Below are 16149 nucleotides of genomic sequence, written 5' to 3'. Positions count from 1 at the left end.
ATGGCTCGGGTGATTGCCACCTGGCTGCCTCGGTGCCCCACCTGCCACCGCTCCAACACCCGGCAGCACCCCTCGCGCACCCCAGCTGGCCTCCCTGTTCACCCTTCGGGCCCCTGACGCAGTAGTGCTAGGAGCCCTCCACAGGCCCGAGCTGCGGCTGCCGTGTGCCGCTCCCCCCGCGTGCTCGTCCCTCGCTGTCGGGGCGGGCCGGCATACTCCGAATGACCCCACCAGGGCCCGTTAGGTCCCGACTCGATTGGAGGACGTAGCCATGCGTTTCCGAGCGTGCATCGCCCTGCTGCTCTACGTCTCAGCCTGCGCTACGTCAGCGCCGAGCCCAAGAGAGCCAGCGGCCCGAGACCCGAGGCTCGCCAACCTCCAGCGAGCGGCGACGCTGCCCTGGACGGACGGGGGCCGGTGTGCCGTCGAAGAGGCTTCCGAGCCCTGGCCCGTGCTGGCGGAGCGGTGCTATCAGGCCCTCGACCATGACCGAATCGAGTTTCACGACATCACAGGACGATGCGCGATTGCCTCTGCGGGTGCCGCTGCAATGGGCCTCGGGGTCTGTGTCCTGGCGGCACCGGAGATCGTCGTGGGAGCGGTGATCGTCGCGGGCGTGGTGGTGGTGGGCTTCGCGATCTCAGAGGCGCTGGAGGCTTACGAGAAGAAGGGCCGTCCCCAGGTTCGGCCGCCGCCTACGCTGCCGGTGCCGGAGACGCGGCCGGTGCCAGAAGTGAAGCCCGTGCCCGAAACAAAGCCCGCTCCGCAGAAACCCTCGCCGAAAAAAAGGCCCAAGCCGGAGCCAGCAGGGCAGGACTGGCCGCCCCCGTTGCCACCCGAAGTCACGGAGCGAGACCTCCGCCCGGAGTGCGAACCCATCCCGAAACCGCACGCGGGCAAGGATGACGCGCATAACAAGTGCGCCGATCAGTTTCCGCCCAACCGTTATCCCGGAATGGATGTGCTCGTGGGCGGTGTGAGCTTCGATGCGCTGCAAGTCGGCGCGCGCGCGCTGTGGGAAATCAAGACCCATCAATTTGACACGTATCCTGACTTTATTCAAGACAAGGAAATCAAGAGGGAGATTATACAAATAGAAAAGCAGCGAAAAGCTGCGGCGGCATGTGGATATGGTTATGTCGTTGGGGTGAGCACCGAAGCTCACAAAGACGCGCTGCTCGAAGAAATTCCCACGCTCGATGTTGTCGTCACGGGGTGCACACGATGACCAAGCGTAAAGCCATCACCCTCATCGTTTACGCGCCTGCTCTCGTGGGCAAAGACGGACGCACGCTCGATGTCGTCCATGGGATGGAGAAGGCGCTTCCCGGCTTGCGCCTGGCGTGGCGGCTCTCAGAAGGCGGGCGCCCCATCGCATTGCCGCAGCGCGACGCGTGGCTCGTAGAAAGCATTGAGGACGGGGGATTCCCTCTCGTGTGCAACGGGGACGAGAGTTACCCCGTGACGGTTTGGGGAATGGGAAAATCGGGACTCTTTAGCGCAGGCGGTCAGGACCAGTTTGAAGTGCATGCAAAACTGCCACTAGGCGAGCCCGTGATCGCGGCAGCAGCGAATGTGCTGGAAGGAATGGCGGAAGGGGCACGCGCATTTTGGGGGCACGCGTCGCCGTATGGTTACGGCTCGGAAGTCGCGCAGCAGTTTCGCCGCTCGCCTCATGGACCGGAGCGCTCACCCCGTGGGCTTCCCATGCTCAACCTTCCAGAGAAGCTCCCCGCGCCTGAGATTCCCTGTTTCCTTGGGTGGCTGAACTATTGGTCTGCTGCTGCCGCGAAGGCCATCGGGTTCCCGGATCCTGCTCGCGACGCCGAGCTGCTCTCACGGGCGCGCCGCACGCCGTCGGGTGGGTGGGTCGTGCAGCTCACGGATGCACCGCTCGATTACGACAACCCCGCCCACCTGGACGCGCTACTGCGGGCTTACGAGCGCTTCCCGGAGATTGGCGGGCGCGCAGCCCCTTGAGGCTCGGCACGGCTCGCAATGGCCGTGCTCATGGTTCCTTCTTCTGGCTCGCCGGGAATGTGACGTTCCCCAGGGTGATGGTGCGCGGCCCCTGTGCTTCCCATAGCTTGAGGGTGCAGGGGCAGCCGAGCTGCGCGCTCCCCCTCGATGCCCACCACGACGGCACCGGCCCCATTCGCGGGGATGGGCGCCAGTGGCCAACCCGATTTTGAGGTTCCGAGAGGCCGGAGGAGCCAGGCCAGCGCGCCGAACGCGAGCGTGGAGAGGAGCGCTCCCAGCAGGAAGCTGAGCGGGCGGTAGTCGAAGCGGACCGAGTGCGCCCCCGGAGGAACCCGCACCGCGCGCATGACGGCGTTGGCCCGCCGCACCGGCACGGGCGCCCCGTCCAGCGTGGCCTCCCAGCCGGGGTAGTGCGAGTCGCTCAGCACCAGGTAGCCGGGGCCGCACGCGTCCAGTGCCACCTCCACCGAGGACAGGCCCGCCTTCGTCACCCGCGCCGTCGAGCCCTCGCAGCCGGGGCCCTCCAGGGGTTCGCCCTCGGCGAGCAGGGCGGTGCGGCGCAGCGGCTGGGCGGCGTCCACGAAGGCTGCCTCCGCCTCCGCGTCACCCGCCAGGCGTGCGGCGTGCACCACGAAGGCCCTCGGGAGGGCGGTGCCGGAGCGGTAGAGGGTGGGCAGCCCCGGCAACGAGAGCACGGGCTCCAGGTCCGCGAAGGGCGGCGGGCCCCTCCGCACGTAGTAGCCCACCCCGGCCAGGTCGAAGGCCGCGCGTGCTCCCGACTCGTAGAGGGACTCGATGCGCAGGGGCTCCGGTGCGCCATAGCCCTCGAAGACGCGCAGCCGCTCCTCGACGAAGCGGTTGGGGACGAGGGCGTCCCGGCTGAGTGCGATGTACGAGCCTCCCTCTCCGGGAAGAGGCGCGGCGGTGGTGCTCAGGGTGGTGGGGACTTCGGAGAGCTCGTCCGAGGAGAGGTCCACGCTGACGCGGCCCGCGTACTCGGGAGGAATGGCAGCGGCGAGCCGGGAGGCCCGGCGGAGCGACTCGAGCGGCGCGCTGCCCGTCCCTCCCTGCATCAGATGGAAGGCGCCCAGTTCCATCAGGGCGACCACGGCCAGGGCACGGCGGACCCGGAGGGCCCGGCCCGGGCCCGCGGCGGGGAGGACGAGGGTCAGGGCGCCCGCGCCGAGTGCCAGTACCACCCAGGGCAGTCCCGCCTCCACGCCGGAGCGGAAGAGGGGCAGCCGGGCGAGGGGTGGGCCCAGCAGCAGCACGGCGAAGAGGGCGGCCACCACTCCAGCGACGTGCTTCAGCGAGCGCTTGCCTCCCCGGGCCCGGCGGGCGAGCACATCCAGCCCGAAGGCGGCGAGCACCGCCACGCAGAAGGCCGCCCCGACGAAGTACTTCACCGGGTAGCGGAAGAGGTGGAAGGGCGGGAGTTGGAGGAGGAGGGCCGCGGGAGGGAAGTGCGCGCCGAGGGCGAGCGCCGTGAGTCCGAGAGCGCCCAGTCCAAAGGGCAGTGTCCGCCGCGCGTGCCCGAGTCCTCCGGCGAGCGCCAGGGCGCAGACGAGGGTGCCCAGGAAGAGGACGAGGATGAAGAACTGGTCGTCACCGGCCCAGTAGCGCGAGCGCGGGTGCTCGGCGAAAGGCCACGCCACCGAAAGGAGCTGCGGCCAGGACATGGACCACTCGAGCTGATCCATCCGCCCCGCGCCGCGAGTGGAGTGACGGGCGAACTCGAGCGCGGGCAGGGCCACCAGCGCCCCGAGCGCGAAGCCCCAGGCGAGTCCCACCCCCGTGGCCACCAGCGCGCGCACCTCGCGCCGCGCGGCGAGGGCCACGGCGAGGGCGAGGGGGGCCTGCCACAGGAACGTCTCTGGAGAGCCCGCGAGGAAGGCGAGGCCCGCGATGAGGGCTACCTGTGCGGTCCGGCGGGGCGAGGGCTGGAGCGCGGCGCGGCGCGAAGCCAGCAGGAGGAAGCCCGTCCACGCGGCGGCGCTGGCCACGTTCTGCTGGGCGGACAGGACGGCGAAGGGGGCCGAGAGCGCGAAGGCGGCGGAGCCCAGCACGGCCGCGGGGCGGGAGGCGCGCAGGTGCCGCAGCAGGAGGAAGGTGCCCGCTGCCGCGATCGCCACGTGGAGCAGGTGCTGGAGGGTGAGTCCGAGCTCCGGCCCCGCGAGCAGCACGGTGAGGAGCCGGGGCGGGTAGAAGACCTGCGAGTACAGGGTGGCGGCGAACGGCTGCCCGAGCCGGAGGTAGGGATTCCACAGGGGCAGCTCCCCGGCGCGCAGCGACTCGAGGAGGAAGGCGGAGTCGGGGATGAAGACGCGGAAGGCATCCCGTCCGGCCATCACCCGGCCCTGGAGGACGGTCCGGTACACGAGCGCCATGCCCGCGAGGAGCCCCAGCCAGGGGACGAGCCGCCCGCGCACCGCCTGGCGCATCAGCTCGAGAAGCCCAGCCGGCGCATCATCACCCGGCGGATGCTCGGGAGGCGGAAGCGGTAGATGAGGGCGTCCGCGAAGTAGTGGGCGAGCACCACCCCGAGGCTCAGCGTGGTGAGCCCGCGCAGCACCACGTGCGACTTCAGGTCCGTGGCCGCGGCGCTCACCGTGCCGTGGGCGGGCCCGGCGATGACCAGGTGCACCACGCCCAGCGCCAGCAGCGGCAGCATGGACAGGACCATCAGCGGCCACACCCAGGCGCGGCTCACGCGGGAGGGCGGATCTCCCTCGCGCGGCTCCATCATCCGGGCGGAGAGCAGGTAGTACTCGAGGCCATGCAGGCCGGGCAGCATCACGTTGCCCCAGGCGGGAGCCACCAGGGTGAGCCCCGTGGCCACGGCCACGGTGAGGAGGTAGAGCACCTTGGGGCCACTGGCCGCGCCGGAGCGCAGCAGGGTGCGGAACAGCAGCCCGAAGTAGCCGAGCCACACCAGGAGCAGCACCGCCAGCGCGCCGTGGGGCAGGGGAGTGCCCTGGTGGATGTCCAGGTACGGCGTGTCACCCGGGAGGGAGGACTCGGCGACGAAGAAGAGGCGCACCAGGACCAGCGTCAGCATCACCGGGACGAACAGGAGCTGGAGCCGGCGCTCGAGCGGGACGGGGGCGGCGAGTCCCGCCTGGGAGCCGCGCAGGGTGTGCAGCGCCCAGAAGCCCTTGCACTGCGAGAGGATGTGGTGCAGCCCGAACACGTTGAAGAGGACGCCCACCACGTAGGCGTAGCCGGTGGAATCCACATAGTAGAGGGCGAACAGCAGCGCCCCCACCCCGAGCATCCCGAGGCTCCCGAGCAGTATCTGGAGCGGCTGCCGGGGCTCGGCGCGGAGCACGTCCCGGTGCACCGCGAAGAGCAGGAAGGTGAGCACCACGTGGGTGCCGTTGCCGAGCAGGTACTGGGCCGTCCAGATGGCCATCCGGTTGGCCGAGCCGGATACAGGCGGTGCCAGCAGGGTGGCCGCTATCCAGGTGAGCAGCGTGAAGGTCAGCGGCACCAGCAGCAGGAGGGCATCCTGTCGAGGAGAGAACAGCCACAGTCCTCGGAAGGAGAGGCTCCCGGCCGGGGAGGCGGACGGGGAGGGCAGCGCGGCGGTGGGGCTCGACGTCATCATCGCACCGGCAGTGTAGCAGATGACGTCACGGAGTCCGTTTCCGACGCTTCGTCGATGAGGGATTGACCGGGTGGCCCCGGCGGGGCTTCTCCCCCGTGGCTGGTTACCCGGACTGCACATGAAGAGCGTATTGGTGAAGGTCACCGTCCTGACGGTGATGTTGCTGGGGCTTCCCCTGGTGGGGACCACGCTCGCGGGACATCCTCGCGAGCGGTATTTCGAGTTCCCTCCCACGACCCACTACGTGCGGCATGCGGGCTTCTCCTGGGTCGCCTTTTTCCTGATCGCGGCCTTCACGCTGGCCTGGGTCGTCCCCCTTCTGGTGCAGGCGCTCCGGAGCTGGAGGCGGGTGCATGTCCGCGAGCGCGTGCCTTCCGTGTTCCCGTGGTGGGGCTGGGCGGGCGTGGCGTTCGGTGCCGTGGCCTGGGTGCTGGCCTGGACGCGCCAGCCCTGGTTCGCGGCCCTGCAGGCGCACACGTTCCCGCCCTTGTGGGTCGCCTATATCGTCGTCATCAACGCGCTCACGTACCGGCGCACCGGCCGCTGCATGATGCTGGAGCGGCCCCGCCTCTTCCTGCTGCTGTTCCCGGTGAGCGCGGCCTTCTGGTGGTTCTTCGAGTACCTCAACCGGTTCGTGCAGAACTGGTACTACGTGGGTCCGCGGCTCACCGCCCGGGACTACTTCTGGGCCGCGACGCTGTCGTTCTCCACCGTGCTGCCCGCCGTGCTCGGCACCCAGGAGTGGTTGAGGAGCTTCTGGCGCCTGGATGGCATCTTCGCGAAGTTCCGCCCCATCCGCTTCGGCCGCCCGCGTCTCGCCGCGACCCTCGTCCTGTCCACGTCGGGCCTGGGCCTGGCGCTCATCGGCATCTGGCCGGACCAGCTCTTCCCGCTGCTCTGGGTCTCTCCCGTCCTCATCCTGGTCTCGGTGCAGGGCCTGCTCGGCGAGCGCCATGCCCTGTCGGACATCGCAGCGGGGGACTGGCGGCCCGTCGTCACCGCCGCGCTGGCATCGCTCCTCTGTGGCTTCTTCTGGGAGATGTGGAACTTCCACAGCATGAACAAGTGGATCTACTCGGTGCCCTACGTGCACCGGTTCCTCGTCTTCGAGATGCCCCTGCTGGGCTTCGCTGGCTACCTCCCCTTCGGGCTCGAGTGCGCTGCTCTCGCGAGCACGGTTTCGGCTTCCAACGAGCTGGTGGAGGGGGAGTCCCGGCCCGAGTCCGTGGGCGCGACCGCCGGGTGAGTGCGCCGACTGGTGGGGGATGCCAGAGGCGTGGAGGGCTGCCCTCGTGGTGGTTGGTGGTTCAGGCCCTGCGGCAGAGGAAGACCTGGTCGAACTGCCCCTCGCCCAGGGGCCGCTCGAAGGTTTCCACGCGATACCCGACGCTCTCGAGGATGCGGTACCAGGTGGCTCTCGGGAACAGGCCCTCGAGGTGGCGGTCGTGCAAGGCTTTCACCTGTCCACCTTCCCGGAGCAGGAAGGCGTACTCGACGGCATACGTCTGGTCCGCCGGGTCGGGATCCCAACGCCACTCGATGCAGCGCAACGCGCGCGTGCCGTCCTCTCCGGAGATGAGGTCTGTGCCCTCGCTGAAGGTCTCCTTCACGCAGTCCGGTGCGAAGACAGCCGCTCCACCGGGACGGGTGTGCTCGAAGGCGGTGCGGGCCGCGGCGAGCAGGTCGTCCTCCGTGGTCATGTACATCACGGCGTCATGGACCAGGACCGTGTCGAAGGTGCGGCCCAGACGGATCGTCCGCATGTCCCCTACGAAATGCTCGCACTCGGGGTTCAGCTCGCGGCTGAGCGTGAGCATCTCCTCCGAGATATCGGTGAGCGTGCAACGGAAGCGCCGCTTCAGGTGGAACGCGTTGTGACCGGCACCCGCGCCGAGCTCGAGCAGCGTCTCGGGCCGAAAGGAACTCCCCCGCTCGAGTGCCTCCTGATAGCTGGCCACCTCCTCCGCATGATCGGCCGGCGGATCCACGAGCCGGTACCACGGCACCAGGTCACTGTAGAGGAGCGGCTGCATCACGAGGACCTCCCTGGAGGCATGCGTCTACGGCGCATCGAGGAGCGTGTATTGGCTGACACATCGCGGCGACCGCCTGGGGTACACGGCTGGTGTGTGTGTGGCCATTGACCTTCTTCTGGGCGTTGACTCCAGAATGCGAGGCATGACTTCAAACACCGTACATCCCGCGCAGCGGATTGTCGATTTGGGCTTTGGCTTCATCTTCTCCGCCGCGCTGTCCGCCGTGGCGGAGCTGGGCGTGGCCGACCGGTTGGAGCAGGGCCCCCGGAGCGCCGCGTCGCTCGCGGAGGAATTGGGCGTCGATGCCCGGTCGCTGTACCGCGTCCTCCGATTGCTGGCGAGCGTGGAGGTGTTCTCCGAGGATGACTCCGGGCGCTTCTCGCTCACGCCCGCCGCCGAGTACCTGCGCACGAGCGCACAGGGCTCGCTGCGCAGCGCCGTGCTGATGCTCACGCAGCGCATCTTCTGGGCGCCCGCCGGCGAGCTCGTGGAGACGGTGCGTATGGGCAACAACCCCTTCGACCGCATCTTCGGCGCGCCCTTCTTCGACTACCTCACGCGTGATGCCACGCAAGGAGCCATCTTCCACCGTGGCATGTCCAGCCTCTCCGACATGGAGAATGGCCTCATCGCCGGGAGCTACGACTTCACTCCGCTCCAGCGCGTGGTGGACGTGGGGGGAGGGCATGGCGGCTTCCTCATCGAGGTGCTCAAGGCCGCTCCCCAGGTGCGCGGCGTGCTCTTCGACCACCGCCACGTTCTCTCCGAGGCGCGCATCGCCCAGGCGGGCTTCGCGGACCGCTGCGAGCTCGTGGAGGGAGACTTCTTCCAGTCGGTGCCCTCGGGCGCGGACGCATATGTCCTCAAGCGCATCCTCCACGACTGGAGCGACGAGGTTTGCGTCCGCATCCTCCGCCACTGCCGCGAGGCCATGGCGGAGCACGGGCGCGTCCTGGTGGTGGACACCGTCATTCCCCCGGGGAACGCGCCACATGGAGGCAAGGTGCTGGATGTCATGATGATGGCGTCCCTGCCGGGGCGCGAGCGCACGGAGGCGGAGTTCGGGAAGCTCTTCGCCGAGGCCGGGCTGCGGCTCTCGCGCGTCATTCACACACCGGCCGCGCTCAGCATCACCGAGGCCGTGGCGGCCTGAGCTCAGCGCTTCTCGAACCGCTTTCCAGCCTCGAGCGCGGCCAGCCGGGCGGCGTCGTGCTCGGGCGCCAGGAGCGTCCGGACCTGGGCCGTGATGGCCTCCCCGGCGCTCTCGGGGTTTCCGGACTGGAACGGCGGCTGCGGGTCGTACTCGATGATCAGCTGTTGCATCCGAGCGAACGACTCTCCCCGCAGCCGCGCCGAGAGGTGGAGACCGAAGTCGAGGCCCGCGGTGACGCCGCCTCCCGTGATGCGGTTGCGGTCCTCGACGATTCGCTTGGCGACGGGCTTGGCCCCGAGCAGCGGAAGCAGGTCCCTCATCCCCCAGTACGAGGCGGCCTCGTACCCACGCAGCAGGCCGGCGGCTCCCAGCACGAGGGAACCGGTGCACACGCTGGTCACGTACCTCGCGCGCTGTCCCCTGTCCTCTAGGAAGGCGATCACCTCCGGGTCGTTCATGAGTGCCCAGGTGCCCGAGGTGCCACCTCCCACGAACAGGACGTCCAGGTCCTTGGGACACTCCTCGAACGTGGCGGTGGGCAGGATGGGGACGCCCGTGTCACTGACCACGGCCTCCCGGTTCTTCCACACGAGGTGGACGTCGACATTCCCGAGCGTGGCGAAGATGAGCTGCGGGCCGATCATGTCCTGAGCGGTCATCTTCGGGTAGACGAGCATGGCGATCCGCAGCCTCGCGCCCGAGGGCGCCGGGGTGGAGCTCTGGCCGCTGCTCGATGCCTTGGGTGCGGCCATGCCCTCGAGCCCATCAGTCAGGGCCGAGGCCGCCAGGAGGGTGCCGAGGGTCTTTCCGAAGTCACGCCTGTTCATTCGAGTCCTCTTCGAGAATCCATGCGCGTGTGCATGGGTTGCCGTCGTGTGGCTCGCGCAAGGTAATGTCGGCGCGGTTTGGCCGTCAGGACGATGACCCCACGATTTCTGCCACGCGCCGCGAGCACTTCGTGGGAGGTCGTCCGAAGACAGGGAGGACGAGGTGAGTACACGTGTGGCGCCGCAGGCGCGGAAGGGAAGGAAGGACGGTGCGAGCCGTCAGGTTCGGCGCGTGGTCATGCTCGCCGTGCCTCCCGTCCAGGAGCTCGATGTCGTGGGGCCCGCGGACGTGTTCGCGGGCATCAACCGTCTCCTCGGGCAGCGGGGTCCTGGCTACGAGATCGAGCTCGTCACGGGCACGGCGGATCGGCTCGTCCAGGGGGAGGCGGGGCTCTCGCTCCTGGCCGGGCGGAGCTTCAGAGAGGTGCGTGGACCCATCGACACACTGTTGGTGGCCGGGGGCACCGGTGTGATGAACGCGTGCGATCCCTCGCTCCTTCGCTGGTTGCGGGAGAGGGCTTCCCAGGTGCGGCGCCTGGGCTCCATCTGCACCGGCTCCTTCCTGCTGGCCGAAGCCGGGCTCCTCGATGGCCGGCGCGCCACCACACATTGGGGGTGGGCTCGCGAGATGGCCAGGCGCTACCCCCGTGTGTCCGTCGACCCCGATCCCATCTGGACTCAGGACGGCAAGATCTACACCTCGGCGGGAGTCACCACCGGGATGGACCTCGCCCTGGCAATGGTGGAGGAGGACTTCGGAAGCGCCGCCGCGCTCCAGGTCGCGCGGGGCCTGGTGCTGTTCCTCCGCAGGCCCGGAGGGCAGGCCCAGTTCAGCGTCGCACTGTCCGCCCAGTCCTCCGAGCGGAAGGCTCTGCGCGAACTCCAGGTCTGGATGGCCGAGAACCCCGGTGAGCAGCTATCGGTCGAATCCCTGGCCGCGCGCGTGGCCATGAGCCCCCGCAACTTCGCCCGCGTGTTCCTCCGGGAACTGGGGACGACCCCGGCCCGCTATGTCCAGGAAGTGCGTGTCGAAGCGGCCCGGCGTCAGCTCGAACGGACCGACAAGGGAGTCGAGGAGATCGCCAGCACCTGCGGCTTCGGCAGTGCCGAGGTGATGCGGCGTGCCTTCCTGCGCGGACTCGGAGTCACTCCCGCTCGCTACCGGGAGCATTTTCAGGGGCGGCGCACCTGATGAAGTGATCGCTCAGGCCCACGCGCACCGGGCTGTTCGCCTCACTCCCTGGTGGGAGCCGAGCCGTCCAGCCGCTGGAAGGAATGCCCGAAGGCGGCTCACGACTTCAGCCCCGTACTGTGCGACCTCGGGGGTGATGTGCCTGTCGGGCTCCTGCATGTACCTCATTCCTCCTGGGCATCCTCCACGGCCACGGGCGGAGCGGGGGGCGAGAGCTCCTCGGCGAGCCGGCGCGACAGCTTGGGTCGGCCGCTCGACTCGTTGAGATGCGTCGTGTCGACGAAGTCCTCGGCGGTGAACTCCGGCGCCTCCGTCAGGTCCAGCACCGGCACACCCGTGTCGCGCGTGAGCCGGGCCACCACCTCGGCGAGCCGCGCACGGCCCTCGGGCGTGAGGTGGACCCAGGCGCGGTTGCGTGGGGCGAGCAGCAGCACGGTGCGCTCGGACACGCTGGCCAATGTGCGCACCACGTCCACGAAGGCGGCCACCCTGCGCTCATCGAAGCGCAGCTCCAGGATGTCGCTCGTCTCCACCCGCCATTGCAGGTCTCCCTCGAGCATCTCTGGCGCTGCGCGCAGCCGGAGCCAGGCGAGGTAGTCTTCACGCGTCTGCTCGAAGACGAGGCGCACCTCGCCCCGGCGCAGAGGATCCCACTCCGGGACGGGCCGCCCTTCCACCCGCGCCCTTCCCGCCCGTACACGCTCGATCAATGCCTTGCGCCCGGTGTCTGGCTCCTCGGCGCGAGGCCCTGGCCACCACGCGGGAGGAGGGCCATCGAGGAGCTGGTGCTCCAGCAGCGACGTGACCGCCAGGGGCGAGCGTCCCCCCAGGGCCTGAAGCGACGCCAGGTGCGAGGCCTCCTCGGGCGAGTGCAGGGCCGTCTCCGCCAGATCACCTGGAGTGGACAGCAAGGCCTTCTTGACCTGGGCCAGCTCGCGGTAGCGCGAGGCCTGCCCACGCGCCAGGGTGGCCTGGAAGGGCGTGAACTCCACCACCATCAACCGGGCGCGATGGTTGCCTCGCTGGAAGGCTTCCGCCACCCGGTGCGCGAGCAGTTGCTGCACTTCCGGATCCACACCGGGGAAGCCCAGGTTGTAGGCGGTGACGCGCGGCCCGCGCAGGTGTGCCTCGAACACCTCCGGAGAGAAGCCGTGCTGGATGATGGAGGAGCCGAAGACGAGCGCCGAGTCCTCTCGTGCGGCGATGTCTGGCAGCGCCTGGAGGAAGCCGCGGACACGGCCGGCTCCCTCGGTGATGTTGGCACGGGTCTCCGGATCCGTGGTGCGCTCGACCTGGGAGATGAAGCCGCGCGCTAGCAGCAAGGCCGCCAGCATGAGCCCAAGGCCCACGGCGAGAGCACGAGCGGCAATCCGGTTACCAGCGGAAGAGGGAGGGCTCATGGGAGAGCTTCTGGGCACTCGGAGCTTTCAGGAGGACTTCGCCCCGGGGGTGGCCTGTGAGCCCTTCTCGGCCACGGGCATGAGGACGCGGAAGGTGGTGCCCTTGCCGACCTCGCTCGACACCTCGATGCGCCCACCCATCGCCGTGACGATGCCGTGGCAGATGGAGAGCCCCAACCCCGTGCCCACGCCCACGGGCTTGGTGGTGAAGAAGGGCTTGAACAGCCGCTGGAGGTTCTCCGGCGGAATCCCTACGCCCGTGTCCTGCACGGAGATCACCACCCACCCCGCTTCCGCGCGTGCGGTGGTGAGGCGGACGGTGTTCGCCTTGGCGTCCCCCTCGGGGATCGCCTGGGCGGCGTTGACGAGCAGGTTCAAGAAGAGCTGTCCGAGCCGCGACTCGTTGCCGAGCACCTGCGGTATCTCCCCGTACTCCTTCACCAACTGAGCGCGGTGGCGGATCTCACTCCGGGCCAGGCTCGAGCACGAGTCGAGCACCGCATGAATGTCCACCGGGCCGAACCCCTCGTCCTCCCTGCGCGAGAAGCTCCGCAGGTCGCGCACGATGTTGCGCATGCGCTCACCGCCCTCGAGCGCCTCGCGGAGCGCCTGTTGCACCTCCTGCACCTGCTCCGTCGGGAGCGGTGTGCCCGACGCGGTCTGCTCGCCCAGCTCGTCCACCGCGAAGCGCAGGTTGCTCAGCACGTAGGAGATGGGGTTGTTGAGCTCATGGGCCACACCCGCGGCGAGTGTGCCGAGCGACACCATCCGATCCGTGGAGCGCAGCTTCTCCTGCACCTGCTTGCGCTCGGTGATGTCGCGGGCGATGGACACCACCGCCGGGTGGCCGTCGAAGGGAACGGAGAACGTCACCACCTCGCCCAGCACCTGCTGGCCTCCGCGGTGCCGGAAGCGGACCTCCCGGGCGGCACCGGACTGGCTGGACTCGGCGAGCGCGTCCTGTTCGCCGGGCATGAGCAGCTCCTCCGTCTTCCGGCCCCGCAGCTCCTCCTCGCGCTCATGGCCCAGCAGCGCAACGGCCGCCAGGTTGGCGAAGAGCACGGTGTGCTCGCGGTGGACGAAGATGGCATCCGGGGTGCGCTCGATGAGGGTGCGGAAGCTGGCTTCTGAGCGCCGCAGGGCCTCCTGGTCCTGGCTGATCCGCTCGGCCATCTCGTCGAAGGCGCGGCCCAGCGTTCCCAGTTCGTCCACCCCGCGCAGCCCGGCGCGCACGTTCAGCCGTCCTCCGGCGAGGTGGCGGGCGGCGGTCTCCAGCCGCTGCACGCGCCGCCCCAGCGCGAAGTGGAAGAACAGGCCCATCAGCCCGGCGATCAGCACCAGCAGGAGGCTCGAGCGGAGCGCGGCGCGCTCGGCCCGGTAGCGCTGCGCAGCCTTGAGCTGGGACAGATCGTGCTGGAGGTAGAGGAAGCCCCAGCGCGCCTCATGGAGTCCCGCGCCCAGGTTGATGGGGCAGTACCCCACCACCCGGGACCCATCCTCGCTCACCCGCACGTCCCCGCTCATCCGCTCCTGGGCGGCCTTCATGCGGGCGGTGGCCTCCGGGCTCGCGAGCTCCGGCCAGGCCAGGCGCGCCGGCTGTCCGATCAGGGGCAGCCGCGTGGAGGCCAGCACGATCCCCTGGTCATCGAGGAGCAGTCCCACGCGCAGGTCGGGACTGGAGCCCAGGTAGGAGATCATCTCGCGCAACGCCTCGAGCTGCCCGGTGCGCAGCAGGTATTCGAGCGTGCCCTGCAGGTGCGTCATCCGCAGGGTGACGTCCTGGCGGGCGTGCTCCTCCACCTGCTGCTCGCGGACCGCCACATCCCGTTGCAGGGTGTAGAGGCCGAAGACGCAGGCATATGCGAGCAGCGCGAGCGGGACGAGCACCCGCAGGGACAGGAGCCGGTGCCCTCCGGCGCTCCAGATGGGAGTCGGGGTATTCATGGCGACCCCCTTTGCGGCGGAGGGGTCTCGGCAGGTCGCGACGCTCCTGGCTGCAACGGCGTGCAGGTACACCACTGCGGCAGTAGGGCCGCCACCAGCCAGCTCTGGGGTTTCGGCGGGTTCATGAGGAGCCGGGTCCCAGGATACCAAGCCCGCGAGTCCCCGCTGGTGAAGATAAACCGGCCGTAACATTCGCCGGTGGCAAGGACGGCCCTGGCCGTCCTCGGCTTGACTCTCGCTCAGGTCTCCTGCTTGACGAGCGGGCCATCATCATGGAGGGGCGGAAGGGCCTCCGGCTTCAATCGAAGAAGCGGCGCTCCCAGCGGCGCGTACGCTCCGGGACTTCGCGGTACGGCTGGCCAGGCACTTCGCGGTAGAGCCAGGGCTCCAGGACGCGCGCCAGCTCCCGATACGCGGGCAGTATCTGACCCTGCTCGGTGTCACCCGCCTCGGGCCACGGGCCCAGGGTCACCACGGCGCGTTCCCCGTCCAACTCCTGCACGGTGGTGCCTTGCGAGGACAGGCGGGCCCGCAGACTCGCCGTGCCTCCCAGCTCGCCCAGCACAGGTTGGCCCAGGAAGTTCATCCAGGCGGGGCCACGCAACCGGGTGCCGAGCCTGAATGAGAGGTGTCCCAGTTCTGGAATATCCAGGCCGGGATGGCGCAAGCTGTACTCGTGGAGCTTTCGCTCCACTCCCAAGAGGTTGAGCTGACAGTGGAAGGAGAGACCGGCATGGCCAGAGCAGAACGGGAGGGATGCTGCCAATGCCAGGGCCAGCTCGCGGACCCGCCCTGGCCCATGCTCCTCCATGTACTCGGTAGGCAACCAGGCGGACAATGCGCAAACCTCCCCCGGGTTTCCAGGCAAGAACGGTTCATCAGGGTTTTTGCCCCGATACATGAGCCGATACCATCTATCGTCATCCCTACCCAATAAGTCGACGATCATGCCTGGTCTCTCGAGCAGTTTGCGACGCGTGAGAGCCCAGCCCGTCTCATCGAGATCCTGCCACTCCCCTTCTTCATCCAGGTACCACCGGAGCGTCTGTTTTCCCACTGCGAGCACGTACGTCTCGATGCAGTGCATGACGGACTGCGCCATCTCCACATGGGGGCGCTTCATGTAGAAGCACAGGCTCAGCCCTTCTCGGATGAGATGGTCGTTCCATACGCGGGCGCGAATTCGCGGGTAATGCTCGCTCATGGGATGAGTCCCCAGCGCGGGAAGATGATTTCAGGTTCTACGCCCAGAGCCTCTTGGTACAGCTGCCCCTGATTGCAACCGTAATGGGGCGATGTTTCGGGGTAGTCCCGCCATTCAGGCTTCGTGTTGCTATTCACACAGGGAAACTTGAAGTCGTAGACGGCCTGGACATCAAGCGGATTGCCCGAGTGGAGGACGAGGTCGGGCCGGAGGGTGCCTCGTAGCTCATCGCCACATCCTCTATCGAGGAGGTCCTTCACCTCTTCGCAGCTCACGAAGGTCGTCTTTTGTGTTTGCTTGTCGTAGCGGTAGCACGGATCCAGGCTGTAGCCTCCCTTGCGCAGTCTGCTCAAGGTCTTGTTGATGCAACCGAGTGCCACGTCGTGCATCTCCGTTCCCAGGCGCATGGCCCAGGTCACCCATCTGCCCTTCGCGTCCACCGTCCATTGTTTGCATTCGGCGTCCGAGGGAGTCTGTCCTTTGAACTCCGTCGGATAGCGAAGGATGACTTCCGAGCGCGCCTCGTCGGCGCATCTCTTCAGCTCCGTTTCGATGTCTTCACGCGTCGTCTGGCTCAGCACCTTCAGGACCGCGGCCCCCGAGGCCACGGCCGAGCCCACCGTCTGCACGGGTCCGCTGGCGACTTCCTTTCCCGCCAGGGTGGCGCAGTACTTGGGATCCTGCCGGCAGGCGTTCGTCAGCGAGTCAAGCGCGTAGTGACTCGGAGTCCCACGGCCCGGTGTGCTCACCCCCACACAGGCCGTGAGAGTCATGCTGCCGGCCAACACCCACCACGTTCGCGGCAT

At 68.6% G+C, this 16149-nt stretch carries 13 protein-coding genes; 5 read left to right on the top strand and 8 right to left on the bottom strand.

What is annotated here, in order from left to right:
- The first annotated feature begins 271 nt into the window (after positions 1–271).
- A complete protein-coding gene (locus DAT35_RS18920; protein ID WP_108068409.1) occupies positions 272–1228 on the top strand; it encodes a DUF6310 domain-containing protein in 957 nt (318 codons plus the stop codon).
- Positions 1225–1980 carry a DUF5953 family protein gene (locus tag DAT35_RS18915; protein ID WP_108068466.1) on the top strand — a complete coding sequence of 252 codons (756 nt, stop codon included), beginning with the start codon at positions 1225–1227 and terminating at the stop codon, positions 1978–1980. Before DAT35_RS18920 ends, DAT35_RS18915 begins: the two co-directional genes overlap by 4 nt.
- Here the strand turns inward: DAT35_RS18915 and DAT35_RS18910 are convergent.
- Together DAT35_RS18910 and DAT35_RS18905 are read right to left on the bottom strand one after the other, a co-directional pair.
- Positions 1938–4421 (bottom strand): YfhO family protein, encoded by a 2484-nt coding sequence (locus DAT35_RS18910; RefSeq protein ID WP_233261546.1) that lies wholly within the window; start codon positions 4419–4421, stop codon positions 1938–1940. The two genes, DAT35_RS18915 and DAT35_RS18910, sit on opposite strands and share 43 nt — an antisense overlap.
- The gene (locus tag DAT35_RS18905) at positions 4421–5587 is read right to left on the bottom strand and encodes a hypothetical protein (RefSeq protein ID WP_108068408.1); all 1167 of its coding nucleotides are present in this window, start codon (positions 5585–5587) and stop codon (positions 4421–4423) included. The genes DAT35_RS18910 and DAT35_RS18905 overlap by 1 nt, the downstream gene beginning before the upstream one ends.
- Before the next feature lie 118 nt (positions 5588–5705).
- On the opposite strand from DAT35_RS18905, the gene DAT35_RS18900 reads away from it, so the two are divergent.
- A complete protein-coding gene (locus DAT35_RS18900) occupies positions 5706–6833 on the top strand; it encodes a hypothetical protein (protein ID WP_146209774.1) in 1128 nt (375 codons plus the stop codon).
- Positions 6834–6894: 61 nt separating this feature from the next.
- On the opposite strand, the gene DAT35_RS18895 is transcribed toward DAT35_RS18900, so the two are convergent.
- Positions 6895–7620, bottom strand: a complete 726-nt coding sequence (locus DAT35_RS18895; protein ID WP_108068406.1) for a trans-aconitate 2-methyltransferase — start codon at positions 7618–7620, stop codon at positions 6895–6897.
- A gap of 145 nt (positions 7621–7765) precedes the next feature.
- Here DAT35_RS18895 and DAT35_RS18890 point away from each other — a divergent pair, with 145 nt between their 5' ends.
- Positions 7766–8776 carry a methyltransferase gene (locus tag DAT35_RS18890; protein ID WP_108068405.1) on the top strand — a complete coding sequence of 337 codons (1011 nt, stop codon included), beginning with the start codon at positions 7766–7768 and terminating at the stop codon, positions 8774–8776.
- A gap of 2 nt (positions 8777–8778) precedes the next feature.
- Here the strand turns inward: DAT35_RS18890 and DAT35_RS18885 are convergent, their stop codons facing one another.
- Positions 8779–9603, bottom strand: coding sequence for a DJ-1/PfpI family protein (locus DAT35_RS18885; RefSeq protein WP_233261545.1), 825 nt, complete (start codon positions 9601–9603; stop codon positions 8779–8781).
- A 163-nt stretch (positions 9604–9766) separates the two neighbouring features.
- Between DAT35_RS18885 and DAT35_RS18880 the strand changes: the two genes are divergently transcribed.
- Positions 9767–10795 carry a GlxA family transcriptional regulator gene (locus tag DAT35_RS18880; protein ID WP_233261544.1) on the top strand — a complete coding sequence of 343 codons (1029 nt, stop codon included), beginning with the start codon at positions 9767–9769 and terminating at the stop codon, positions 10793–10795.
- Positions 10796–10959: 164 nt separating this feature from the next.
- Here the strand turns inward: DAT35_RS18880 and DAT35_RS18875 are convergent, their stop codons facing one another.
- The 4 genes from DAT35_RS18875 to DAT35_RS18860 all read right to left on the bottom strand — a co-directional run bounded on the left by DAT35_RS18875 (position 10960) and on the right by DAT35_RS18860 (position 16149).
- Positions 10960–12195, bottom strand: a complete 1236-nt coding sequence (locus tag DAT35_RS18875; RefSeq protein ID WP_146209773.1) for an SGNH/GDSL hydrolase family protein — start codon at positions 12193–12195, stop codon at positions 10960–10962.
- A gap of 27 nt (positions 12196–12222) precedes the next feature.
- Positions 12223–14139: an ATP-binding protein gene (locus tag DAT35_RS18870; RefSeq protein ID WP_158501776.1), complete on the bottom strand. Its 1917-nt coding sequence runs from the start codon at positions 14137–14139 to the stop codon at positions 12223–12225.
- Between the two features lie 298 nt (positions 14140–14437).
- Entirely contained in the window at positions 14438–15343 is a 906-nt protein-coding gene (locus DAT35_RS18865; protein ID WP_108068401.1) for a DUF3396 domain-containing protein, read from the bottom strand.
- Positions 15340–16149, bottom strand: a complete 810-nt coding sequence (locus tag DAT35_RS18860) for a hypothetical protein (RefSeq protein WP_108068400.1) — start codon at positions 16147–16149, stop codon at positions 15340–15342. Before DAT35_RS18860 ends, DAT35_RS18865 begins: the two co-directional genes overlap by 4 nt.

The organism is Vitiosangium sp. GDMCC 1.1324, assembly GCF_003044305.1.
In the GTDB taxonomy this organism is placed as follows: domain Bacteria; phylum Myxococcota; class Myxococcia; order Myxococcales; family Myxococcaceae; genus Archangium.
This window is presented reverse-complemented; position numbering and strand designations above follow the sequence as displayed.

What these genes read in the sequence shown, in the direction of transcription:
- DAT35_RS18920 (WP_108068409.1), top strand. Translation starts at nt 272, where the DNA reads ATGCGTTTCCGAGCGTGCATCGCCCTGCTGCTCTACGTCTCAGCCTGC.
- DAT35_RS18915 (WP_108068466.1), top strand. Translation starts at nt 1,225, where the DNA reads ATGACCAAGCGTAAAGCCATCACCCTCATCGTTTACGCGCCTGCTCTC.
- DAT35_RS18910 (WP_233261546.1), bottom strand. Translation starts at nt 4,421, where the DNA reads ATGCGCCAGGCGGTGCGCGGGCGGCTCGTCCCCTGGCTGGGGCTCCTC.
- DAT35_RS18905 (WP_108068408.1), bottom strand. Translation starts at nt 5,587, where the DNA reads ATGATGACGTCGAGCCCCACCGCCGCGCTGCCCTCCCCGTCCGCCTCC.
- DAT35_RS18900 (WP_146209774.1), top strand. Translation starts at nt 5,706, where the DNA reads ATGAAGAGCGTATTGGTGAAGGTCACCGTCCTGACGGTGATGTTGCTG.
- DAT35_RS18895 (WP_108068406.1), bottom strand. Translation starts at nt 7,620, where the DNA reads ATGCAGCCGCTCCTCTACAGTGACCTGGTGCCGTGGTACCGGCTCGTG.
- DAT35_RS18890 (WP_108068405.1), top strand. Translation starts at nt 7,766, where the DNA reads ATGACTTCAAACACCGTACATCCCGCGCAGCGGATTGTCGATTTGGGC.
- DAT35_RS18885 (WP_233261545.1), bottom strand. Translation starts at nt 9,603, where the DNA reads ATGAACAGGCGTGACTTCGGAAAGACCCTCGGCACCCTCCTGGCGGCC.
- DAT35_RS18875 (WP_146209773.1), bottom strand. Translation starts at nt 12,195, where the DNA reads ATGAGCCCTCCCTCTTCCGCTGGTAACCGGATTGCCGCTCGTGCTCTC.
- DAT35_RS18870 (WP_158501776.1), bottom strand. Translation starts at nt 14,139, where the DNA reads ATGAATACCCCGACTCCCATCTGGAGCGCCGGAGGGCACCGGCTCCTG.
- DAT35_RS18865 (WP_108068401.1), bottom strand. Translation starts at nt 15,343, where the DNA reads ATGAGCGAGCATTACCCGCGAATTCGCGCCCGCGTATGGAACGACCAT.
- DAT35_RS18860 (WP_108068400.1), bottom strand. Translation starts at nt 16,149, where the DNA reads ATGCCGCGAACGTGGTGGGTGTTGGCCGGCAGCATGACTCTCACGGCC.